The organism is Klebsiella sp. CTHL.F3a, assembly GCF_019890895.1.
GTDB lineage: Bacteria > Pseudomonadota > Gammaproteobacteria > Enterobacterales > Enterobacteriaceae > Klebsiella > Klebsiella grimontii.
In genome coordinates, this window is sequence record NZ_CP082360.1 from 751,357 (window position 1) to 774,380 (window position 23,024).

Annotated in this window: 21 protein-coding genes and 1 pseudogene; 13 read left to right on the forward strand and 9 right to left on the reverse strand. The window is 56.4% G+C overall.

The features are described from left to right. Positions 1-33 precede the first annotated feature (33 nt). Genes nudF through parE form a run of 5 tightly spaced genes read left to right on the forward strand, consistent with a single transcriptional unit; the run spans position 34 to position 4,438 of the window. Positions 34-666: an ADP-ribose diphosphatase gene (gene nudF, locus K7H21_RS03585; protein WP_004125299.1), complete on the forward strand. Its 633-nt coding sequence runs from the start codon at positions 34-36 to the stop codon at positions 664-666. Beyond that, a complete protein-coding gene (locus tag K7H21_RS03590) occupies positions 663-1,085 on the forward strand; it encodes a DUF1249 family protein (RefSeq protein ID WP_004125296.1) in 423 nt (140 codons plus the stop codon). Before nudF ends, K7H21_RS03590 begins: the two co-directional genes overlap by 4 nt. A gap of 24 nt (positions 1,086-1,109) precedes the next feature. After that, entirely contained in the window at positions 1,110-1,937 is an 828-nt protein-coding gene (gene cpdA / locus K7H21_RS03595) for a 3',5'-cyclic-AMP phosphodiesterase (protein ID WP_004125292.1), read from the forward strand. Then, positions 1,937-2,512: an esterase YqiA gene (yqiA, locus tag K7H21_RS03600; protein WP_004125289.1), complete on the forward strand. Its 576-nt coding sequence runs from the start codon at positions 1,937-1,939 to the stop codon at positions 2,510-2,512. The genes cpdA and yqiA overlap by 1 nt, the downstream gene beginning before the upstream one ends. 30 nt (positions 2,513-2,542) lie before the next feature. After that, positions 2,543-4,438 carry a DNA topoisomerase IV subunit B gene (gene parE, locus K7H21_RS03605; RefSeq protein ID WP_004125286.1) on the forward strand — a complete coding sequence of 632 codons (1,896 nt, stop codon included), beginning with the start codon at positions 2,543-2,545 and terminating at the stop codon, positions 4,436-4,438. 40 nt (positions 4,439-4,478) lie between these two features. Here the strand turns inward: parE and K7H21_RS03610 are convergent, their stop codons facing one another. The 4 genes from K7H21_RS03610 to qseB form a co-directional block, all read right to left on the reverse strand. Continuing rightward, a complete protein-coding gene (locus K7H21_RS03610; RefSeq protein WP_004125281.1) occupies positions 4,479-4,793 on the reverse strand; it encodes a putative quinol monooxygenase in 315 nt (104 codons plus the stop codon). Positions 4,794-4,884: 91 nt separating this feature from the next. After that, positions 4,885-5,466 (reverse strand): NAD(P)H-dependent oxidoreductase, encoded by a 582-nt coding sequence (locus tag K7H21_RS03615; RefSeq protein WP_004125278.1) that lies wholly within the window; start codon positions 5,464-5,466, stop codon positions 4,885-4,887. 106 nt (positions 5,467-5,572) lie between these two features. After that, a complete protein-coding gene (qseC, locus tag K7H21_RS03620; protein WP_223035581.1) occupies positions 5,573-6,922 on the reverse strand; it encodes a quorum sensing histidine kinase QseC in 1,350 nt (449 codons plus the stop codon). Continuing rightward, positions 6,919-7,578 (reverse strand): quorum sensing response regulator transcription factor QseB, encoded by a 660-nt coding sequence (gene qseB / locus K7H21_RS03625; RefSeq protein WP_004125272.1) that lies wholly within the window; start codon positions 7,576-7,578, stop codon positions 6,919-6,921. The genes qseC and qseB overlap by 4 nt, the downstream gene beginning before the upstream one ends. A gap of 150 nt (positions 7,579-7,728) precedes the next feature. Between qseB and K7H21_RS03630 the strand changes: the two genes are divergently transcribed. The 6 genes and pseudogenes from K7H21_RS03630 to K7H21_RS03655 all read left to right on the forward strand — a co-directional run. Then, positions 7,729-8,136: a YgiW/YdeI family stress tolerance OB fold protein gene (locus K7H21_RS03630; RefSeq protein ID WP_004125269.1), complete on the forward strand. Its 408-nt coding sequence runs from the start codon at positions 7,729-7,731 to the stop codon at positions 8,134-8,136. 77 nt (positions 8,137-8,213) lie between these two features. Then, a complete protein-coding gene (locus K7H21_RS03635; RefSeq protein WP_112166964.1) occupies positions 8,214-9,083 on the forward strand; it encodes an AraC family transcriptional regulator in 870 nt (289 codons plus the stop codon). Positions 9,084-9,205: 122 nt separating this feature from the next. Beyond that, positions 9,206-11,464: a DNA topoisomerase IV subunit A gene (parC, locus tag K7H21_RS03640; RefSeq protein ID WP_004125256.1), complete on the forward strand. Its 2,259-nt coding sequence runs from the start codon at positions 9,206-9,208 to the stop codon at positions 11,462-11,464. Positions 11,465-11,656: 192 nt separating this feature from the next. Beyond that, positions 11,657-12,394, forward strand: a complete 738-nt coding sequence (plsC, locus tag K7H21_RS03645) for a 1-acylglycerol-3-phosphate O-acyltransferase (RefSeq protein ID WP_004125254.1) — start codon at positions 11,657-11,659, stop codon at positions 12,392-12,394. 84 nt (positions 12,395-12,478) lie between these two features. Continuing rightward, positions 12,479-13,891: a cell division protein FtsP gene (ftsP, locus tag K7H21_RS03650; RefSeq protein ID WP_004125252.1), complete on the forward strand. Its 1,413-nt coding sequence runs from the start codon at positions 12,479-12,481 to the stop codon at positions 13,889-13,891. 30 nt (positions 13,892-13,921) lie between these two features. Then, positions 13,922-16,147, forward strand: a pseudogene (locus K7H21_RS03655) (YgiQ family radical SAM protein); the annotation flags it as partial. Positions 16,148-16,242: 95 nt separating this feature from the next. Here the strand turns inward: K7H21_RS03655 and K7H21_RS03660 are convergent. From K7H21_RS03660 to yqhD, 3 genes are all read right to left on the reverse strand, one after another. Further along, a complete protein-coding gene (locus K7H21_RS03660; RefSeq protein ID WP_223035582.1) occupies positions 16,243-16,698 on the reverse strand; it encodes an HIT family protein in 456 nt (151 codons plus the stop codon). A gap of 98 nt (positions 16,699-16,796) precedes the next feature. Beyond that, positions 16,797-17,624, reverse strand: a complete 828-nt coding sequence (gene dkgA, locus K7H21_RS03665; RefSeq protein WP_049113394.1) for a 2,5-didehydrogluconate reductase DkgA — start codon at positions 17,622-17,624, stop codon at positions 16,797-16,799. A gap of 132 nt (positions 17,625-17,756) precedes the next feature. After that, positions 17,757-18,920 carry an alcohol dehydrogenase gene (gene yqhD / locus K7H21_RS03670; RefSeq protein ID WP_223035583.1) on the reverse strand — a complete coding sequence of 388 codons (1,164 nt, stop codon included), beginning with the start codon at positions 18,918-18,920 and terminating at the stop codon, positions 17,757-17,759. A 196-nt stretch (positions 18,921-19,116) separates the two neighbouring features. Here yqhD and K7H21_RS03675 point away from each other — a divergent pair, with 196 nt between their 5' ends. Further along, positions 19,117-20,016 carry an AraC family transcriptional regulator gene (locus K7H21_RS03675; protein WP_142471610.1) on the forward strand — a complete coding sequence of 300 codons (900 nt, stop codon included), beginning with the start codon at positions 19,117-19,119 and terminating at the stop codon, positions 20,014-20,016. Between the two features lie 44 nt (positions 20,017-20,060). Here K7H21_RS03675 and yghB read toward each other — a convergent pair whose 3' ends face one another. Both yghB and metC read right to left on the reverse strand, forming a co-directional pair. Next, positions 20,061-20,720, reverse strand: a complete 660-nt coding sequence (yghB, locus tag K7H21_RS03680) for a DedA family general envelope maintenance protein YghB (RefSeq protein WP_223035584.1) — start codon at positions 20,718-20,720, stop codon at positions 20,061-20,063. 132 nt (positions 20,721-20,852) lie between these two features. Beyond that, positions 20,853-22,040 carry a cystathionine beta-lyase gene (gene metC, locus K7H21_RS03685; RefSeq protein ID WP_004125240.1) on the reverse strand — a complete coding sequence of 396 codons (1,188 nt, stop codon included), beginning with the start codon at positions 22,038-22,040 and terminating at the stop codon, positions 20,853-20,855. A gap of 251 nt (positions 22,041-22,291) precedes the next feature. Between metC and exbB the strand changes: the two genes are divergently transcribed. After that, a complete protein-coding gene (exbB, locus tag K7H21_RS03690) occupies positions 22,292-23,023 on the forward strand; it encodes a tol-pal system-associated acyl-CoA thioesterase (RefSeq protein ID WP_004105812.1) in 732 nt (243 codons plus the stop codon). The last annotated feature ends 1 nt before the right edge of the window (position 23,024 follow it).

Here is a 23,024-nt window from a genome sequence, read left to right on the forward strand (position 1 = left end):
AATTCATAACTTCATGTTCTACAGGATATCGAAATGAGCGACGTCAATCAGCAGGGGATTACCTTCTCTAAAAACGATGTAGAAATTATTGCACGCGAAACGCTTTATCGCGGTTTTTTTTCGCTCGATTTATATCGTTTTCGCCATCGCCTGTTTAACGGCGGCATGAGTGATGAAGTGACGCGTGAAATTTTTGAGCGCGGGCACGCCGCAGTCTTGCTACCCTTTGACCCGGTGCGCGATGAAGTTGTGCTCGTCGAGCAGATCCGTATTGCGGCGTACGATACTAGCGCGAGCCCGTGGCTGCTTGAAATGGTCGCCGGTATGATAGAAGAAGGCGAATCTCCTGAAGATGTCGCACGTCGTGAAGCGGTGGAAGAGGCCGGGCTTAATGTTGGCCGGATTAAACCGGTCCTGAGCTACCTGGCCAGCCCCGGCGGCACCAGCGAAAGACTGTCTATTATGGTGGGAGAAGTCGATGCCACGACGGCGAAAGGGATTCATGGATTGGCCGACGAAAATGAGGATATTCGCGTCCATGTGGTGAGCCGGGAACAGGCTTACAAATGGGTGGAAGAGGGGAAAATCGACAACGCAGCCTCTGTCATCGCGCTGCAATGGCTGCAACTGCATTATCACAATTTACGCAACGAGTGGACAAAATGAAGCGTTATACGCCTGACTTTCCTGAAATGATGCGCCTGTGTGAAACCAACTTTGCCCAGCTGCGCCGCCTGTTGCCGCGAACGGATGCAGCGGGAGAAAAGGTGAGTTACCAGGTGGGCAACGCGCAATACCGATTAACCATCGTCGAATCGACCCGCTACACTACGTTAGTAGCGATTGAGCAGACGGCTCCCTCGGTGAGCTACTGGAGTCTGCCGTCAATGACGGTACGGCTCTATCACGATGCAATGGTCGCTGAAGTGTGTTCAAGCCAGCAGATCTTTCGCTTCAAAGCGCGGTATGATTATCCTAATAAAAAGTTGCATCAACGCGACGAAAAGCATCAAATTAATCAGTTTTTGGCCGATTGGCTGCGATACTGTTTAGCACATGGAGCGATGGCGATTCCGGTTTGTTAGCGTCGTGAAACCTAAGGACACCATTTGGAAAGCCTGTTAAACCTACCTTTGGCTGGTGAGGCCAGAGTCAGGATATTACAAATTACCGATACTCACCTGTTTGCTGAAAAACACGAAACGCTGTTAGGCATCAATACCTGGGAAAGCTATCAGGCCGTACTGGATGCTATCCGCGCCTCACAGCGAGAATGCGACCTGATTGTTGCTACAGGCGATCTGGCGCAAGATCACTCTGCCGCGGCCTATCAGCATTTTGCTGAGGGCATCGCGAGTTTTGCTGCACCTTGCGTCTGGCTGCCGGGTAATCATGATTTTCAACCGGCGATGTACAGCACGCTGCAGGAATCAGGCATCTCCCCCGCTAAACGCGTATTGCTGGGCGACCATTGGCAAATACTGCTCATGGATAGCCAGGTGTTCGGCGTGCCGCACGGCGAGCTGAGCGATTTCCAGCTGGAATGGCTGGAGCAGAAGCTGGCGGAAGTCCCGGAGCGGTATACGCTGCTGCTGTTGCACCACCATCCTATGCCGTCAGGCTGCAGCTGGCTGGATCAGCATAGCCTGCGCAATGCCGGGGCGCTTGATTGCGCGCTGGCCGCGTTTCCTCGCGTTAAGCATCTGCTGTGCGGCCATATTCATCAGGAACTGGATCTTGACTGGAACGGTCGGCGCATGATGGCCACGCCATCCACCTGCGTGCAGTTTAAGCCGCACTGCGCTAACTTCACGCTGGATACCGTCTCTCCGGGCTGGCGCTGGCTGGATCTGCATCCTGACGGCACATTGACCACTGAAGTTTGCCGCCTTGAAGGCGTGAAATTTCACCCGGATATCGCTTCAGAAGGATACTGATGTCTACGCTTCTCTATCTGCATGGTTTTAACAGCTCGCCGCGCTCGGCAAAAGCGACTGCGTTGAAAGAGTGGCTGGCGCGGACCTATCCTGACATCTCAATGGTGATACCGGAGCTCCCGGTTTACCCTGCGCAAGCGGCTGAGCATCTGGAGTCTCTGGTGCTGGAGCATGGCGGTGAACCGCTGGGCGTTGTCGGGTCGTCGCTGGGGGGATATTACGCGACCTGGCTATCGCAGTGCTTTATGCTACCGGCGGTGGTCGTGAACCCTGCGGTGCGCCCGTTTGAGCTATTGAACAATTTCCTTGGCCCTAATGAGAATCCATACACGGGGCAGCAATATGTGCTAGAGTCTCGCCATATTTACGATCTCAAAGTCATGCAAATTGACCCGCTGGAAGCGCCGGATTTAATCTGGTTATTGCAGCAAACGGGCGATGAAGTGCTTGATTACCGCCAGGCCGTTGATTATTTCGCCTCCTGCCGACAGACGGTAGAGGAGGGCGGTAATCACGCATTTGTTGGCTTTGAAGATCATTTCACTCAGATTATCGATTTTCTGGGCCTGCGCTGAGCGGTTCGGAACGACCTACGAATACACACCATGACGCAATCTTCATATAACGCTGATGCCATTGAGGTACTCACCGGGCTTGAGCCGGTTCGCCGCCGTCCGGGAATGTACACTGATACCACACGTCCAAATCATCTTGGTCAGGAAGTTATTGATAACAGCGTGGATGAGGCCCTGGCCGGTCACGCGAAACGCGTGGAGGTCATTCTCCATGCCGATCAGTCGCTGGAAGTTATCGATGATGGCCGCGGAATGCCGGTGGATATCCACCCTGAAGAGGGGGTTCCGGCAGTTGAACTGATTCTTTGCCGCCTGCACGCGGGGGGGAAATTCTCCAATAAGAACTACCAGTTCTCCGGCGGCCTGCATGGCGTAGGGATATCGGTGGTCAACGCCTTATCGAAACGCGTTGAGGTGAACGTGCGCCGCGACGGCCAGATCTACAGCATCGCCTTTGAAAACGGCGATAAAGTAGAAGATCTCCACGTGACCGGTACCTGCGGTAAGCGTAATACCGGTACCAGCGTGCACTTTTGGCCGGATGAAAGCTTTTTTGACAGCCCGCGTTTTTCCGTCTCACGCCTCTCGCATTTATTAAAAGCCAAGGCCGTTCTTTGCCCTGGCGTAGAGATTGTTTTCCGCGATCTGGTCAACGATAGCGAACAGCGCTGGTGCTATGCCGATGGTCTGACCGACTATCTTAGCGAAGCGGTTAACGGCCTGCCTCTACTGCCGGAAAAACCGTTCGTCGGCACCTTCTCCGGTGATACTGAAGCGGTCGACTGGGCGCTGCTGTGGCTGCCGGAAGGCGGCGAGCTGCTGACCGAAAGCTACGTCAACCTGATTCCTACGATGCAGGGCGGAACCCACGTTAATGGTCTGCGCCAGGGGCTACTGGACGCCATGCGCGAGTTCTGTGAATATCGGAACATCCTGCCGCGCGGCGTGAAGCTGTCGGCGGAAGATATCTGGGAACGCTGCGCCTACGTGCTCTCCGTGAAGATGCAGGATCCTCAGTTTGCCGGGCAAACCAAAGAGCGCCTCTCTTCACGTCAGTGCGCCGCGTTTGTTTCCGGCGTGGTCAAAGACGCCTTCAGCCTGTGGCTAAACCAGAACGTCCAGTCGGCAGAGCTGCTGGCGGAGATGGCGATTTCCAGCGCCCAGCGTCGTCTGCGCGCGGCGAAGAAAGTGGTGCGTAAAAAGCTGACCAGCGGTCCGGCGCTCCCCGGTAAGCTGGCGGACTGCACCGCCCAGGATTTGAACCGCACCGAACTGTTCCTTGTGGAAGGGGATTCCGCGGGCGGCTCGGCCAAGCAGGCGCGCGATCGCGAATATCAGGCGATCATGCCGCTGAAAGGTAAAATCCTGAACACCTGGGAAGTTTCTTCCGATGAAGTGCTGGCTTCCCAGGAAGTGCATGATATTTCCGTCGCCATTGGTATCGACCCGGATAGCGACGACCTAAGCCAGCTGCGCTACGGCAAGATTTGTATTCTGGCGGATGCCGACTCCGATGGTCTGCACATCGCGACGCTGCTGTGCGCGCTGTTCGTCAGGCATTTCCGCACTCTGGTCAAACACGGTCATGTCTACGTGGCGCTGCCGCCCCTGTACCGTATCGACCTCGGCAAAGAGGTGTATTACGCGCTCACAGAAGAAGAGAAAACCGGCGTGCTGGAGCAGCTTAAGCGCAAGAAAGGCAAACCGAACGTACAGCGCTTCAAAGGGCTGGGCGAGATGAACCCCATGCAGCTGCGCGAGACCACGTTGGATCCGAATACCCGCCGTTTGGTACAGCTGATTATCAACGATGAAGACGAGCAGCAGACAACCGCCATGATGGATATGCTGTTAGCGAAGAAGCGCTCTGAAGATCGGCGTAACTGGCTTCAGGAGAAGGGCGATCTGGCGGAGCTGGACGGATAATAAAAAATCGGCCGGGAAACCGGCCGATTTATTTGCTTGCTTAAATGCCCGCTTCGAGAATACGAATGTTCATTTCCAGCACGTCGCCTTTAACGGCTTCGCCGTAGGCTTTCATGTGCGGAGTCTGCAGGTGCGCCTCAAGATGGGCGACGCTTTCCCACTGCTCGACCATCACGATGGAATCCGGTGAAGTGGTCTGAAAACTGACGCCAGCGGCGTGATCGACCAGCGGCGCATAGCCATGGCAGCCTTCTTCCTGAAGAACGGTCGGGGTTATTTTTGCGAACTGATCAAGCACCGCCTGGCGATGGTGTTGGCCTGGACGAGTACGAATTTCAGCGATCACTGTCAACATGGTTAACTCAACTCCTTCTGTATATTCTCATCATACTTCAAGCCGCCGCTAAAATGAGCCGCGCTTGTCGTTTTTTCATAACTCACTACAGTTAACCAAAAATTTCCGCCAGATGCTTGCGATATTCTGCCGTATAACGCGGAACATCGGGCATTTTGATCACATCGTTGGCGATGAAGGTAGGTAGGGCGCTCATCCCAAGGAACTGGTTGGCCTTATGGAATGGCAAGTAAACGCCGTCGACGCCAACGCCGTGGAAGAACTGATCTTTTTCGGTGAAGGCTTCCATCGGCGCGTTCCAGGTCAGAGACAGCATATATTTTTTCCCCTGAATCAGGCCGCCGGAACCATATTTCTTACTGGCGTCAGATCGAGTGCGGCCATCGCTGGCATACAGCGCGCCGTGACCTTCGGTAAAGACGTCATCAATGTACTTTTTCACCGTCCACGGCGCGCCCATCCACCAGCCCGGCATTTGCCAGATAACGGAATCGGCCCACAGGAAGTTTTGCACTTCGGTTTTCACGTCGTAGTCGCTATCGGCGCGGACCACTTTAACATCATGCCCGAGGTCGCGCAGATAGGTTTCCGCGACTTCAGTCAGGGTGTCGTTCAGCTGGCCGTTAGAGTGGCCGAACTTTTTTGCGCCATTAATAATCAGGATGTTACTCATTTTTTATCCTCAACTTTTCAATTTTGTGGTTAATTTTACCCCGCCGGGCAGAGCGGTAAAATGGGCAAAATGTGCAAAGTCTTTTGCTTTTATAGCAATAATGCCGCTACCAGCGAATGCGCGCCTCGAATCCGCCGTCGCGGGCGTTGCCGAAACTTGCCGTCATCCCGTGCAGCGCGGCGATGCGTTTGACGATGGAGAGCCCGAGGCCGCTACCGGGCTGCTCCTGGCCTGGAGGACGATAAAAGCGCTCGCCGACGCGCGCCAGGGCCTCGGCGCTGATGCCCGGGCCGTTGTCGCGTACGCGGAATTCACCGGCATACAGGGTGATGTCGACCTGGCTTCCGGCGGGGCTATAGCGCACCGCGTTATCTAAAAGATTGCGCACCAGTAGGCTTAGCAGCAGCGGCTGCCCGGTGCGCAAGATGTTCTTCGCGTTCAGGTGCAGGCGTAGCTCAAGTCCGGCCAGTTGCGCCGGGTGGTACATCTCCATGACCGCAGACTGTAGCAGTTCATCAATGGCGATCGTCTGAACATCATCCAGCTGCGCCAGCGAATCCAGGCGCGATAGGGTAAGTAGCTGGTCGACCAGGCGGGTTGCGCGATCGATACCCTGGTGGAGCTGCTCCAGCGCTTTATCCAGCCCTTGCGGATCGTCCAGCGAGAGCTGGGCCACTTCGGTTTGCACCTTCAGCGCCGCCAGTGGGCTGCGCAGTTCGTGGGCGGCATCGGAGGTGAACCGACGCTCGCGGATCATGGTGTCATGCGTCCGGGTAAAGAGCTGATTTAGCGCGTCGACCAGCGGGCGAACTTCGCTGGGCACGTTCTCGCTATTTAGCGTTTCGGCGGAATCCGGCGCTCGGGTGCGCAGCGTGTTGGCCAGCTTTTTCAGCGGCGCCAGTTCCCGGCTTAACAGCACGATGAGCAGCAAAAACATCAGCGGCAGCGCAACCAGCCAGGGTGTAAGCTGGGAGGTGACGATATCCAGCGCCATCTCGCGGCGGTAATCCCATTCCTGGCCGACGACGATACGATGGCGCCCGTCGCGGGTGGTGAGCCACAGAAAGCGCCATTCGTCATCATCGCCGCGCAGGTAGCCGTCGCTGAACCCCTCCCGGTTGTTACCCCACAGGATATCCTGGCCATTTTCGCCATCGTTAAGCACCATTTTGCCGTCGGTGGTAAAGATAGCGAAAGCCAGCGCATCGTCGTCGAGATGGCCGTGTTTAACCTTTTTCTTTGTCCGCACCTGTGGCGCGAGGGTATGGAGCTCGTCGAAATTCATCGCGCTCAGGCGGCGGGCGAACAACAACTGCTGGGTATCGAACAGCTTATCCAGCTTATCGGTGGTCTGTTGCCAGGCCACAAAGCTGGCAATGCCCCAGGCGGCGCTGGTCAGCAGCAAAAAAAGCAGCGTCAGGCGGACGCGCAGGCTCAGTTTCCCCAGCCGCTTCATGCGTCCCCCAGGGTATAGCCGATACCGTGTACGGTACGAATGAAAGCGCTGCCGAGCTTACGGCGCAGATGATGGACGTGTACTTCTATCGCATTGCTGGAGACGTCGTCATCCCAGCTATAGAGCTTTTCTTCAATAAGCTTACGCGGCAGCACGCGTCCGGCATTGCGCATCAGCAGCTCCAGCAGAGCAAACTCCTTTGGCTTGAGCGGCAGGCTCTCGTCGTTCAGGGTGGCCGTGAGTCGGCCAGGATCGAGGACCACATTGCCGTGCCGCAGTTCGCTGCTGCTCTGGCCGTGGGCGCGGCGCATCAGTGCTTCCAGGCGCGCGGCGACTTCAACCAGCGCGAAAGGTTTGCAGAGATAGTCATCGGCGCCGAGGCGTAATCCTTCGACGCGCTGGTTAAGCGCGTCGCGGGCGGTCAGGATCAGTACCGGTTCGTGGCGGCCTTTGTCGCGCCATTCGCGCAGAATATCCAGCCCATCGATGCCGGGCAGGGTCAGGTCAAGAATAATGGCGTCGTAAGCGGCGTGATACAGCGCGGCTTTCCCCTCTTCGCCGCGGGTAAACCAGTCGACGCTGAAGCCCAGCTTGGTCAGTCCGGTTTTGAGGCCGTCACCGATCAGTTTGTCGTCTTCCACCAGTAAAATGCGCATTTTCTGCTCCTGTGTCCCTTGGATACTCCCGCAGTAAAGCGCGTTGCGGCGCGCGCTGTACAGGAATAAAATTTATTTTTTCCGCTTAAGAAGTTGTTAAGTTTTGCCCGGTGTAATAGTGACGATATAAACACAAAGGGAGAACACATCATGAAGAAAATCGCCGCAATGACCGCTATCATCGCCTTAGTTTCCATGCCGGTACTGGCCGCTGAGCAGGGCGGGTTTTCCGGACCCGGCTCGACGCAAACCAGCCAGACGACCACGCAAAACGGCGGGTTCATTGGCCCGAACGGGAGCGTAACGACGGTCGCGAATGCGAAAACCCTGCGTGACGATACCTGGGTGACCCTGCGCGGTAAAATCGTGGAGCGTATTTCCGACGACCTGTATAAATTCCAGGACAGCTCCGGCACCGTGAACGTCGATATCGATCACAAGCGCTGGAACGGCGTGACCGTGACCCCGCAGGATACGGTAGAGATTCAGGGTGAAGTGGATAAAGACTGGAACTCAGTGGAAATCGACGTAAAGCAGATTCGTAAAATCACGCCATAGTTTTCTCATCATCTTAAGCAAGATCGGTCAGGAACCGCACTCCTCGCTCTGTCAGAGTATGTTTCCGGGAGGATGCGATGAACGATACTCAGGTAAGCCCGGCCTTTGCCGGGCGTTTTCAGCAAGTGTGCTTGTACATTGAACGTCATCTGGACACGCCGCTGTCGCTGGAGACGCTCAGTGCGATAGCCCATAGCTCGCCGTATCATTTTCACCGGCAATTCAGCGCCTATAGCGGGGTACCGCTCTATCGCTATATCCAATGGTTACGTTTGCGTCGCGCCTGTTGGCGACTGGCGTTTAATCCACAGGAAAAGATTATCGATATTGCCCTTGATGCGGGGTTCCAGAACCCGGAGTCGTTCAGCCGCGCCTTCCGCAGCGCCTTCGCGCAAAGCCCCAGCCAATTCCGCCAACAGCCGGACTGGCTGGAATGGCATCGACGTGTACCGAAGCATACGCTACAGGAGCAACACCCAATGGATGTTAAAATAATCCAGCTTCCTACCACTCAGATCGCGATGCTGCAGCATCGCGGCAACCCTGGCTTAGTCAATGAGACCGCCGCGAAGTTTATCGCCTGGCGCAAGAAGAGCGGTCTGTCCCCGGTCGCCAGCTGCGCAACCTGGGGGATCTCCTGGGACGACCCCGCTGCCACGCCGGCTGACGATTTTCGTTTCGATATTGGCGGTACGGTCAGCCAGCCGGTGCCGGAAAACAGCTTTGGCGTGGTGAATGGCGAGATCCCCGGCGGGCGCTGCGCAGTAGGGCGTCATTACGGTTCTCTGGACACGCTCGCGCAGAGTATCTGGTTTCTTTATCGCGACTGGCTGCCCGCATCGGGAGAGGCGCTGCGCGATTTCCCGGTTTTCTTTCGCTACCTCAATTTTGTGCATGAAGTCGGTGAGCATGAGCTGCAGACGGACGTTTATCTTCCGCTGAAATGAAGGATGTCCACGGAATTCCTCAACCAGCCTAACGCCCTGTGACTCAGGGCGTCAGATAGGGTATTATCGCCGGTAGTTTTGCCGTCCGAACGGCCGGTACGCAGATTGAGGATTCACGATTAATGAGCGATATGGCAGAGCGCCTCGCGCTGCATGAATTTACGGAAAACGCCTACCTGAACTACTCCATGTACGTCATCATGGACAGGGCGCTGCCGTTTATTGGCGATGGCCTGAAGCCGGTCCAGCGTCGCATCGTCTATGCGATGTCTGAGCTGGGTCTCAACGCTAGCGCCAAGTTCAAAAAGTCCGCCCGCACCGTCGGCGACGTGCTGGGTAAATACCATCCGCACGGCGATAGCGCCTGCTATGAAGCCATGGTGCTGATGGCGCAACCCTTCTCTTACCGCTATCCGCTGGTTGACGGTCAGGGGAACTGGGGGGCGCCGGACGATCCTAAATCCTTCGCCGCGATGCGTTATACCGAATCCCGTTTGTCGAAGTATGCTGAACTGCTGCTGAGCGAACTGGGGCAGGGCACCGTTGACTGGGTACCAAACTTTGACGGCACTCTGCAGGAGCCGAAAATGCTGCCTGCGCGCCTGCCCAATATTCTGCTCAACGGCACTACCGGCATCGCCGTCGGCATGGCGACGGATATTCCGCCGCACAACCTGCGTGAAGTGGCTCAGGCGGCCATTACCCTGATTGAAAAACCGCAGACCTCGCTGGACGATCTGCTGGATATCGTACAGGGGCCGGATTACCCGACCGAAGCGGAAATCATTACTCCGCGTGCCGAGATCCGCAAAATCTACCAGAATGGCCGCGGTTCGGTGCGTATGCGCGCGGTGTGGACGAAAGAAGACGGCGCGGTGGTGATCAGTGCGCTGCCGCATCAGGTTTCCGGCGCCCGCGTGCTTGAACAGATTGCCGCTCAGATGCGCAACAAAAAGCTGCCGATGGTGGATGACCTGCGCGACGAATCGGATCACGAAAACCCGACTCGTCTGGTGATCGTCCCGCGCTCTAACCGCGTGGATATGGAGCAGGTGATGAACCACCTGTTCGCGACGACCGATCTGGAAAAGAGCTATCGTATCAACCTGAATATGATCGGGCTTGATAACCGTCCTGCGGTAAAAAACCTGCTGGAAATCCTCTCGGAATGGCTGACTTTCCGCCGCGATACCGTGCGCCGTCGTCTCAGCTACCGTCTGGAAAAAGTCCTCAAGCGCCTGCATATCCTGGAAGGTTTGCTGGTGGCGTTTCTGAATATCGATGAAGTTATCGAAATTATCCGTCACGAAGATGAGCCGAAGCCGGCCCTGATGTCGCGCTTTGGCATCAGCGAAACCCAGGCGGAAGCGATTCTGGAGTTAAAACTGCGCCATCTCGCCCGACTGGAAGAGATGAAGATCCGCGGTGAACAAAGCGAGCTGGAAAAAGAACGCGACCATCTGCAGGCCATTCTGGCGTCTGAACGCAAAATGAATAACCTGCTGAAGAAAGAGCTGCAGGCCGATGCCGACGCCTTTGGTGACGATCGTCGTTCGCCGCTGCGCGAGCGTGAAGAAGCGAAAGCGATGAGCGAGCACGATATGCTGCCGTCCGAGCCGGTGACCATCGTTCTGTCGCAGAGCGGCTGGGTACGCAGCGCCAAAGGCCATGATATCGACGCGCCGGGACTGAACTATAAAGCGGGAGACAGTTTTAAAGCCGCAGTGAAAGGGAAGAGCAATCAGCCGGTGGTCTTTATTGACACCACCGGGCGTAGCTACGCGATTGACCCTATCACCCTGCCGTCCGCACGTGGACAGGGCGAGCCGCTCACCGGTAAGCTGACGCTGCCGCCGGGGGCGACGGTGGAGCATATGCTGATGGAGGCCGATGATCAAAAACTGCTGCTGGCGTCCGACGCAGGCTACGGGTTTATTTGTACTTTCAACGATCTGGTCGCGCGCAACCGCGCCGGTAAGACGTTGATTAGCCTTCCGGATAACGCCCACGTGATGCCGCCGCTGGTGATTGAGGACGAGTCCGATATGCTGCTGGCCATTACCGCCGCCGGCCGCATGCTGATGTTCCCGGTCAGCGACCTGCCGCAGCTGTCGAAAGGCAAGGGCAACAAGATTATCAACATCCCGTCGGCGGAAGCGGCTGCGGGTCAGGATGGCCTGGCGCATCTGTTTGTCCTACCGCCGCAAAGTACGCTGACGATTCACGTCGGCAAACGGAAAATCAAACTCCGTCCGGAAGAGCTGCAAAAAGTCACCGGCGAGCGCGGCCGCCGCGGCTCTCTGATGCGTGGACTGCAGAAAATCGACCGGGTGGAGATTGATTCACCGCGTCGCGCCTCGGCGGGCGATAGCGAAGAGTAGGATGATCCTCCCCCGCAGTAAGGCGGGGGAGGTTAATATTTACCGCAAAATCGTTGTTTATTCAGGCATTGCGATTAACAATATCCGTCAGGATCGTTCGGGGTGCTTAACGCGCTTTGCAATGATGCCCGATGCCTGCAATCTGCGAAACAGCGAGTATAATTCTAAGCGGTTTGGGTTTTAGAGGTAGCTATGCTATTTATTTTTCGACTAATTATCGTTGTCATCTATTGTATTCTGGTCTGCATCTTCGGCTGTATTTATTGTCTGTTCAGTCCTCGTAATCCTAAGCACGTCGCCACCTTCGGTCACCTGTTTGGCAAACTGTCGCCGGTCTTCGGCCTGAAAGTCGAGCTGCGCAAGCCGGCCGATGCGGAAAGCTACGGCAACGCTATCTATATCGCTAACCACCAGAATAACTATGATATGGTGACGGCATCAAATATTGTGCAGCCGCCGACCGTTACCGTGGGTAAAAAGAGCCTGGCGTGGATCCCTTTTTTCGGCCAGCTCTACTGGCTAACGGGGAACCTGCTGATTGACCGCAATAACCGGGCAAAAGCGCACGGCACTATTGCCGAAGTCGTGAATGCGTTTAAAAAGCGCAATATCTCTTTTTGGATGTTTCCAGAAGGGACCCGCAGTCGAGGCCGCGGTCTGCTGCCTTTTAAAACCGGCGCTTTTCATGCGGCTGTCGCGGCTGGCGTGCCAATTATTCCGGTGTGCGTTTCTAATACATCGAATAAAATTAATCTCAATCGCCTGAATAACGGTCTGGTGATTGTAGAAATGCTGCCGCCGGTAGACACCAGTCAGTATGGAAAAGAGGGCGTTCGCGCGCTGGCGACGCACTGTCGCGAGCTGATGTCCGCTAAAATCGCTGAGCTGGATAAAGAAGTTGCCGAACGCGAAGCGGCCGCAAAGAAATAACACAGGAAACGCCGCGAAGCGCGCGCGTATTGCTGGCGGGAAACGAATTCCCTTGTTAATTAGTCAGTATTTCATGGAGTAAATATGTCACTCAGTCGGCGTCAGTTCATTAAGGCTTCAGGCGTAGCGCTGTGCGCAGGCGCCGCGCCGCTGAAAGCACAGGCCGCTGGTCAGCAGCCTGCGCTGCCGATCCCTCCTCTGCTGGAGTCCCGCCGCGGGCAGCCGCTATTTTTAACGCTACAGCGAGCGCACTGGTCGTTTACGCCCGGAACCCGCGCATCGGTGTGGGGGATTAACGGCCGCTATATGGGGCCAACCATTCGCGTCTGGAATGGCGACGATGTGAAGCTGATTTACAGCAACCGCCTGACGGAAAACGTGGCGATGACGATCCGCGGCCTGCAGGTCCCCGGTCCGCTGATTGGCGGCGCCGCGCGCATGATGTCCGCCAACGCCGACTGGGCTCCGGTACTGCCAATCCGCCAAAGCGCGGCGACGCTGTGGTATCAGGCCAACACGCCAAACCATATGGCAAAACAGGTCTATAACGGTCTGGCCGGGATGTGGCTGGTGGAAGATGATGTCAGTAAGAATCTGCCGATCCCCAATCACTACGGCGTGGATGATTTCCCGGTGATTATTCAGGATAAGCGTCTGGATAATTTCGGTACGCCTGAGTATAGCGAGCCCGGTAGCGGAGGGTTCGTTGGCGATACGCTGCTGGTGAACGGCGTTCAGGGGCCTTTCGTGGAAGTGTCGCGCGGCTGGGTGCGCCTGCGCCTGCTGAATGCGTCCAACTCCCGTCGCTATCAGCTGCAGATGAGCGATGGTCGATTGCTGCACGTGATTTCCGGCGATCAGGGGTTGCTGCCGGCGCCGGTTTCGCTGAAGCAGCTGTCGCTGGCGCCGGGTGAGCGTCGTGAAATTCTGGTCGATATGACTAACGGCGATGAAGTATCGATCACCTGCGGGGAAGCGGCCAGCATCGTCGATCGTATTCGCGGCTTCTTCGAACCGTCGAGCATCCTGATTTCCACCCTGATTCTGACGCTGCGCCCGACGGGCCTGCTGCCGCTGGTGACCGATAGCCTGCCCGTGCGTTTGCTGCCGACGGAGATTCTGGCTGGCGCGGCGATTCGCAGCCGCGATATCACGCTTGGTGACGATCCGGGTATTAACGGTCAGCTATGGGATCCGCAACGTATCGATATTACGGCGCAGCAGGGAACCTGGGAGCGCTGGACGGTGCGCGCCGACCGGCCGCAGTCCTTCCATATTGAAGGCGTGATGTTTCAGGTGCGTAACGTCAACGGCTCCGCGCCGTTCCCGGAAGATCGCGGCTGGAAGGATACCGTCTGGATCGATGGTCAGGTTGAGCTGCTGGTCTATTACAATCAGCCCTCCTGGCCGCACTTCCCGTTCCAGTACTTAAGTCAGACGCTGGAGCTTGCCGACCGTGGCTCTATTGGCCAGATTCTGGTGAATCCGGCGCCGTAATGTATTCTGTCCCGGCCCATACCGGCCGGGATCGGAAAAACCTCCTTCATTTCTTCCATCGTTCCGGCTTATAATCGCCGCCCTTTTTGATTATTTTTTTATCATTTCCCCGGAAGCAATATGAGCGCAATATCCCTGATCCAACCGGATCGTGACCTTTTCTCCTGGCCGCAGTACTGGGCCGCCTGCTTTGGCCCCGCGCCGTTCTTGCCGATGTCGCGAGAAGAGATGGATCAACTTGGCTGGGATAGCTGCGACATTATTCTGGTTACCGGCGATGCCTATGTCGATCACCCGAGCTTTGGCATGGCGATCTGCGGACGCATGCTGGAAGCGCAGGGGTTCCGCGTGGGGATTATTTCCCAGCCGGACTGGAATAATAAAAACGACTTTATGCGCCTGGGTAAACCGAATCTGTTCTTCGGCGTCACCGCCGGGAATATGGATTCGATGATCAACCGCTACACTGCTGACCGTAAGCTGCGCCATGACGATGCCTACACGGCGGGGAACGTGGCCGGCAAGCGCCCGGATCGCGCCACGCTGGTTTATACGCAGCGTTGCAAAGAAGCGTGGAAAGATGTGCCGGTGATCCTCGGTGGTATCGAAGCCAGCCTGCGCCGAACCGCGCACTACGACTACTGGTCTGATACCGTGCGTCGCTCGGTTCTGGTGGACTCTAAAGCCGATATGCTGATGTTCGGCAACGGCGAGCGTCCGCTGGTGGAAGTGGCGCACCGTCTGGCCGCCGGCGAGCCTATCGGGCAAATTCGCGACGTTCGCAACACCGCGATCATGGTGAAGGAAGCGCTGCCGGGCTGGAGCGGGGTGGACTCCACGCGTCTGGACACGCCGGGGAAAATCGATCCGATCCCGCATCCGTACGGTGAAGATCTGCCGTGCGCGGATAACAAAACCGTCGCACCGCCAAAACAGGAAGCGAAGCGCGTTACCGTACAGCCGCCGCGTCCGAAGCCGTGGGAGAAGACCTATGTCCTGCTGCCTTCCTTTGAAAAGGTGAAAGGCGACAAGGTTCTCTACGCGCACGCGTCGCGTATTCTGCACCATGAAACTAACCCCGGCTGCGCCCGCGCGCTGATGCAGAAACACGGCGAACGCTATATCTGGATTAACCCGCCCGCTATTCCGCTTTCCACTGAAGAGATGGATAGCGTGTTTGCCCTGCCGTATAAGCGCGTTCCGCATCCTTCATACGGCGATGCCCGCATTCCGGCCTACGAGATGATTCGCTTCTCGATTAACATCATGCGCGGCTGTTTTGGCGGCTGTTCGTTTTGCTCGATTACCGAGCATGAGGGCCGCATCATTCAGAGCCGCTCCGAAGATTCGATCATCAATGAAATCGAAGCGATTCGCGACACGGTTCCCGGCTTTACCGGCATTATTTCCGATCTTGGCGGTCCGACGGCCAACATGTATATGCTGCGCTGCAAGTCGCCGCGCGCCGAGCAAACCTGCCGCCGCCTGTCATGCGTTTATCCGGATATCTGTCCGCATATGGACACTAACCATGAGCCGACGATTAATCTTTACCGCCGCGCCCGTGACCTGAAAGGCATCAAAAAGATCCTTATCGCGTCCGGCGTGCGTTACGACATCGCCGTTGAAGACCCGCGCTATATTAAAGAGCTGGCCACCCACCACGTTGGCGGTTATCTGAAGATTGCCCCTGAGCATACGGAAGAGGGGCCGCTGTCGAAGATGATGAAGCCAGGAATGGGCAGCTACGATCGCTTTAAGCAGCTGTTTGATACCTATTCGAAGCAGGCGGGTAAAGAGCAGTATCTGATCCCGTACTTTATTTCCGCCCATCCGGGGACGCGGGATGAAGATATGGTGAATCTGGCGCTGTGGCTCAAGCAGCATCGTTTCCGCCTGGATCAGGTGCAAAACTTCTATCCGTCGCCGCTGGCGAACTCGACCACCATGTATTACACCGGTAAGAACCCGCTGGGTAAGATTGGCTATAAGAGTGAGGATGTAGTGGTGCCGAAGGGCGACAAACAGCGCCGCCTGCACAAGGCGCTGCTGCGCTATCACGACCCGGCCAACTGGCCGCTGATTCGCCAGGCGCTGGAGACCATGGGTAAAAAGCACCTGATCGGCAGCCGTCGCGATTGCCTGGTACCGGCGCCGACGATCGACGAGATGCGCGAAGCGCGTCGCCAGAACCGCCATACTCGTCCGGCGCTAACCAAGCATACGCCGGTGGCGCATCAGCGCCAGACGCCGGCAGGCCAGAAAAAGCGGGTAAAAGCAGGGCGTTAATCTCTTGCCCGGTGGTTATAGGCTACCGGGCCCAAGCCTCAACGGCAAAAGCCGTTATGTGGCTATGCTTCTCTGATTCTGGCGGCCAGCGCCGCCAGCTTTTCATCATCCGCCCGCTCGTAATCGTGGGAAGAGAGATAGCCTTCGTATTGCGCAAAAAACTGAGTCTGACGCGACTCGATAGGCCGCCATTGGGTCATATCGCCGGTGCCGTGCATCGGGCTGAGCTTGCTGTGGACATGGTCAACGCCATAGCCTTCAAAAAACATCCCCGTACGGCCCACGTCATCAAAGGCTTTATCCAGAAGCTTCGCCACTTTCTGCGTCGCCAGCACCAAATCGGCCAGCGCCTGCGGCGGCATATCAAACGCATAGCTGGGGTAGTGCTTCTTTGGGATCACGACCGTAAAACCGTCGGTATTGGGGAAAATAGAGAGAAAGGCGAGGTGGTGTTCATCTTCCCACACCTTATGGCAGGGGGCTTTCCCCGCAACAATTTGACAGAAAATACAGCTCATCAGCACACATCCATTTGATTGCAACAAACTCTCAATGTACGTGGTTTTAACCGGTCCGCAAAGCGATGCTCCGCCGAAATCCGACGGAGCGGGGAAGATTAACCGCCGAACTGATCCGGGTCTGGCCCCAGGCGTTTGTTCTGGTCCAGTTTAGTGATTTCACTTAATTCATCTTTATCAAGACGGAAGTCCCAGACGTTAAAATTCTCGGCAATGCGCGATGGCGTCACCGATTTCGGGATCACCACCAGGCCGCTGTCCAGATGCCAGCGGATTACGATCTGCGCCGGGGTTTTAGCGTATTTATCCGCCAGTTGACGAATAATTTTGTGATCGAATACCCCTTCGCCGCCCTGCGCCAGCGGGCTCCAGGACTCGGTCTGGATCTTATGCGTCGCATTCCAGGCGTGAAGCTGACGCTGCTGCATCAGCGGGTGAAGTTCAATCTGGTTTATCACCGGAGCGACACCGGTTTCATCGATGATTTTTTGCAGATGATGAACCTGGAAATTACACACGCCGATGCTTTTTGCCAGCCCCTGCTGCTGCAGCTCAATTAAGCTTTTCCAGGCGTCGACGAAGTGGTTCGTTGCCGGAACCGGCCAGTGAATTAAATATAAATCGACGTAGTCGAGCTTCAGTTTTTTCAGACTTTCCTGCAGCGCTTCTTTGGGCTGCTTTTGATCGTCATTCCACAGTTTCGTGGTGACGAACAGCTCATCGCGGGGAACGCCTGCGCTGCTCAATGCGTTGCCGACGCCGGTTTCATTTTGGTACACGGCGGCGGTGTCAAACGAGCGATAACCGACTTCCAGCGCCTTATGAATGGCGGAGACGACTTCCTCGTTGCCTGCTTTCCACACGCCGAGCCCCAGCTGCGGCATCAGGTTGCCGTCGTGTAGTTTTATAACGGTTGGATGTGTCATGCCTTCCTCCTGTTAATGAACTCAGCGGAATAAAATCCGCCGAGGGGTAGCATTAAGTCTGGACGAAATAGCTAAAAACGGTAGTTAAACTCCTCTCCTTTGCGCGAGTTTACGCGTCGGAGAGGAGGTTGATTAGCGTGCAGCCTCGTAAATACGGCGGCTGACGTCCAGCGTAATATCCTGGTTTTCGCCCAGTTGGGTCATGCCGTGCTCTTCCAGTTTCGCCAGCAGCGCCGGGATAGAGCTACCATCCAGACCGTAGGCAGAAAGGCGCGTCGGGACACCCATCTGTTCGAAGAAATCACGCGTTGCGGCGATGGCGGCATCGATACGCTGCTCTTCAGAACCTTCGGTCATGTTCCAGACGCGAGCGGCGTACTGCAGCAGCTTGGCGCGTTTAGCGTCGCGTTTTTCATTCCACAGCGCAGGCAGGACGATAGCCAGGGTCTGGGCATGATCGAGACCGTGCATGGCGGTCAGCTCGTGGCCGAGCATATGGGTCGCCCAGTCCTGCGGCACGCCTGCGCCAATCAGGCCATTCAGTGCCTGGGTGGCCGCCCACATAATATTGGCGCGTACGTCGTAGTTTTCCGGCTCTTTCAGCGCTTTCGGGCCGTCTTCCACCAGGGTCAGCAGAATGCCTTCGGCAAAGCGGTCCTGAATTTTGCCATCGACCGGATAGGTGACGTACTGTTCAACGGTATGGACAAATGCGTCGACGACGCCGTTAGCCACCTGGCGCGGTGGCAGGGTATAGGTGTAAACCGGATCCAGGATGGCGAATACCGGCTGGACGTGGCTGGACATAAACGCGCGTTTGTCACCGGTGGTTTTGCGCGAGATGACCGCGCCTTTATTGGATTCGGAACCGGTCGCCGGCAGCGTCAACACGGAGCCCATCGGGATGGCGCTGGCCACTTTGCTGCCGTAGGTTTCGAGGATTTCCCACGGATCGCTATCGGCATTGTAGTGGGCCGCCGCGGCGATGAATTTGGTGCCGTCGAGAACGGAACCGCCGCCCACCGCCAGCAGGAAAGTGATTTTTTCATCACGCGCAATTTTTACCGCGTTCATCAGCGTTTCGTAGGATGGGTTGGGCTCGATGCCGCCAAATTCCCGGACGTCAATGCCGTTCAGCGCGCTGAGAACCTGATCAAGCACGCCGGTTTTCTTCACGCTACCGCCGCCGTAGGTGACAAGCACGCGAGCATCCGCCGGGATTTGATCGCGCAGATTTTCAATCGCGCCTTTACCGAACAGAATGCGGGTTGGGGTATGTAGGTCGAAATTATTCATGGCTGGTGCCCTCAAATAGATAAAACCGCCAACAGAGACGATACCTCTGCCAGATGACGGACATTGTGTTCCCGTCGCCCGTTCCCCTCAATGCACATTCCTGCCGTTGTCTTGCCCATTTCTCCTTGGGGCTGGAGAAATACGCCGGAAGTGCGCACAATACGGAGGTAAAAAAACGTTCGCAGAGGCCCGACAAATGAACCGCGCTGAGATATGTCAGTTACTAACGAGTAAGGTTAATCAGCTGAAAAATAAAGAAGAAGTGCTTAATGGTCTGCTGCCGGATATTCGCCTGCTGTACGGTACCCAGCCGGGGACACGGACGCCGGTCATGTATCAGCCGGGGATCGTTTTTCTCTTTTCCGGGCATAAAATTGGTTACATTAACGAGCGTACCTTTCGCTATGACACCAATGAGTATTTGCTGCTAACGGTACCGCTACCGTTTGAATGCGAAACCTTCGCCACCCCGGAAGTGCCGCTGGCGGGGATTCGGCTGAATGTCGATATTCTGCAACTGCAAGAGCTGCTGATGGATATCGGCGAAGATGAGCAGTTTCAGCCGTCCATGGCGTCGAGCGGGATCAACTCCGCGGTGCTGTCCGAGGAGATTCTGTGCGCGGCGGAGCGCCTGCTGGACGTGATGGAGCGCCCGCTGGACGCGCGCATTCTTGGCAAACAGATTATCCGCGAAATCCTTTATCACGTGCTGACCGGGCCGTGCGGGGGGGCGCTGCTGGCGCTGGTCAGCCGGCAGACCCACTTCAGCCTGATTAGCCGCGTATTGAAGCGTATTGAAAGCCAGTACACAGAGAACCTCAGCGTCGATCAGTTGGCGGCGGAAGCGAATATGAGCGTCTCGGCGTTCCACCATAACTTTAAATCAGTCACCAGCACCTCCCCGCTGCAGTACCTGAAAACCTATCGTCTGCATAAAGCGCGCATGCTGATGATCCACGATGGTATGAAGGCCAGCGCGGCGGCGATGCGGGTGGGGTATGAAAGCGCGTCGCAGTTCAGCCGCGAGTTTAAGCGTTATTTCGGCATGACGCCGGGGGAAGATGCGGCGCGAATCAGAACGATTCAGGGGATGTGACGAACGATGTAAGGGCGGCGAATCCGCGCCGCCCCGGCAAACGATCAGGCGTTACAGTATTTCTTTTTAATCACCACGATAACCGTACCGAGCAGCCCGGCGATCAGCAGCGCGATAGGCAGAATCATCAGACAGGTCATAACCTGATCTTCATGACGCTTAACGAAGGGAATCATGCTCAGCGCATAGCCCAGGCTGGTAACCACGCCAACCCACAGCAGCGCGCTCAGCCAGTTGAAGAACTGGAAGCGGCGGTTTGGCAGCCCGGAAATGCCCGCCATGGTGGGAAGCAGGGTGCGAACAAACGCCAGGAAACGCCCGGCCAGCAGCGCCAGCAGGCCGTGTTTGTCAAACATGCAGGTTGCCCGCTGATGGTACTTATGCGGCAGATGCCCAAGCCAGCGCTTAACCGTGACGGTGTTACCCAGCCAGCGCCCCTGGATATAGCTCAGCCAGCAGCCGAGGCTGGCCGCTGCGGTTAAAATGGCGACCGTAGGTACAAAGTCCATTACGCCTTTGGCGATCAGCGCCCCGGCGAGCAGCAGCAGGCTATCGCCCGGTAAAAATGAGGCGGGCAGCAGACCGTTTTCCAGAAACAGGGTTGCGAACATGACCAGATATACAACGCCCACAACGTGGGGGTTTGCCAACGCGGCAAAATCATGCTGCCACAGCGCGGCGACAATTTCTTGAATGACAACCATGGACTTTCCTAAGTGGTACCGTGTTTTTTGTCTAGTGTACTCCTGAAGAGGCTCGGGCACCTTGATCCCGGGCGCAACTAAAGCGGCCGTTTTTCTAAAAAACGTCCGCTATTGTTGCCACTGACTGTCACTTTACACGATACGCGCGAAGCCCGCCGCTAAATCATCCTGCAGATCGGTAACATTTTCTAACCCGATATGCAGGCGGATCAGCGTGCCGCTGAAATCAACTTCAGCATCAGGGCGGATTGCGGCAATGTGTTCCGGCTGGTTGGCTAAAATCAGCGATTCAAAGCCGCCCCAGGAGTAGGCCATGCTGAACAAGCTGAAGTGGTCCAGATAAGCGGAGAGTTCGGCGTCGGTCAGGCGTTTATTGAGCACGAAAGAGAACAGGCCGCTGCTGCCGGTGAAGTCGCGCTGCCAGAACTCATGGCCTTTGCTGCCGGGCAGAGCGGGGTGATTCACGCGGGCCACTTGTGGATGCTGGGCCAGCCATTCGGCAATCTGCAGGCTGCTTTCATGGTGCTGACGCAGGCGCACCGCCAGAGTGCGCAGACCGCGGCTGGTCATATAGGCGGTATCGGCATCCACCATTTGCCCCATCAGATAGGCGTTTTCGCGCAGCTGCGCCCAACAGCGCTCATTGGACACGGCGGTACCGACCATCGCGTCGGAATGGCCGATCAGGTATTTGGTGCCGGCCTGAATGGAGATATCGATACCAAACTCCAGCGCTTTGAACAGCACGCCCGCCGCCCAGGTGTTGTCGATCATAATGATGGCTTCGGGAGCGACGCGGCGCACCGCCGCGACGATCGCCGGAACATCATGAACTTCCATGGTGATGGAGCCGGGCGATTCGAGGAATACCACTCGGGTATTCGGCTGCACTAGACGGGCGATATCGCCGCCGATAAGCGGGTCGAACCAGCCGGTGGTTACGCCGAGTTTGGCGAGGATTTTAGTACAGAAATCCTGGGTCGGCTCGTAGGCGGTATTGGTCACCAGAATATGGTCGCCCTGCTCGACGAACGCCAGGATAGTATTTGCGACCGCCGCTGCGCCGCAGGGGAAGAGGGCGCAGCCGGCGCCGCCTTCCAGTTCGCACATCGCTTCCTGCAGGGAGAAGTGGGTTAGCGTCCCGCGACGACCGTAGAACAGTTCGCCTTTGGCGCGGTTGCGGGTGGCGTGCTTTTTCGCTTCGACGGTGTCGAAAACCAGCGATGACGCGCGCTGAATCACGCTGTTGACCGAGCCCTGAGTGTATTTTTTGCTGCGTCCGGCGTGAACCAGCGCAGTATCAAGATGTTTATCAGCCATGTTCAGATAACCTGTTTTTATACGTCTGGACGTCTAAACTAACATGAATACCCGTTAATGTACCGGGTCGCGGCGGATACAGGTAAAAATTTTACCAACGGTGGGGTCAGCAACTTTTTTACTGCGTAAGCGCAAGGAAAATAATCGTGATTTGCTGCACAGTGTAAATACTAATGAGAACCACTATCAATTCGATGTCGTTTTGATATTATTGTGCGCAGATTTTGTGATTTACGTCCTGGAGATACAGTGTGGGTAATAATTTGATGCAGGCGGATCTCTCCGTTTGGGGTATGTATCATCATGCCGATATTGTCGTTAAGGTAGTGATGATCGGCCTGATTCTGGCGTCGGTCGTTACATGGGCTATCTTTTTCGGCAAAGGCGCAGAAATCCTGGCCAGCAAGCGCCGCCTCAAGCGCGAACAGCAGCTGGTTGCTGAAGCACGCTCTCTCGACCAGGCCAGCGATATCGCTAACGGTTTCGATGCGAAAAGCTTGACCTCGCAGCTGATCAACGAAGCGCAAAATGAGCTTGAGCTTTCTGCGGGTTCTGAAGATAACGAAGGCATTAAAGAGCGTACCGGTTTTCGACTGGAGCGTCGCGTCGCGGCGGTAGGTCGTTACATGGGACGCGGCAACGGTTATCTGGCGACCATCGGCGCGATTTCCCCGTTCGTCGGCCTGTTTGGTACCGTCTGGGGCATCATGAACAGCTTTATTGGGATTGCCCAGACCCAGACCACTAACCTGGCGGTTGTTGCTCCGGGCATCGCGGAAGCGCTGCTGGCCACGGCAATCGGCCTGTTCGCTGCGATTCCGGCGGTCGTCATCTATAACATTTTCGCCCGAATGATTGCCAGCTACAAAGCGTCCCTTGGCGATGTCGCCGCCCAGGTTCTGCTGCTGCAAAGCCGCGATCTGGACCTGAGCGCCAGCGGCGTTAAGCCGGTACGTACCGCCCAGAAATTACGCGTAGGTTGAT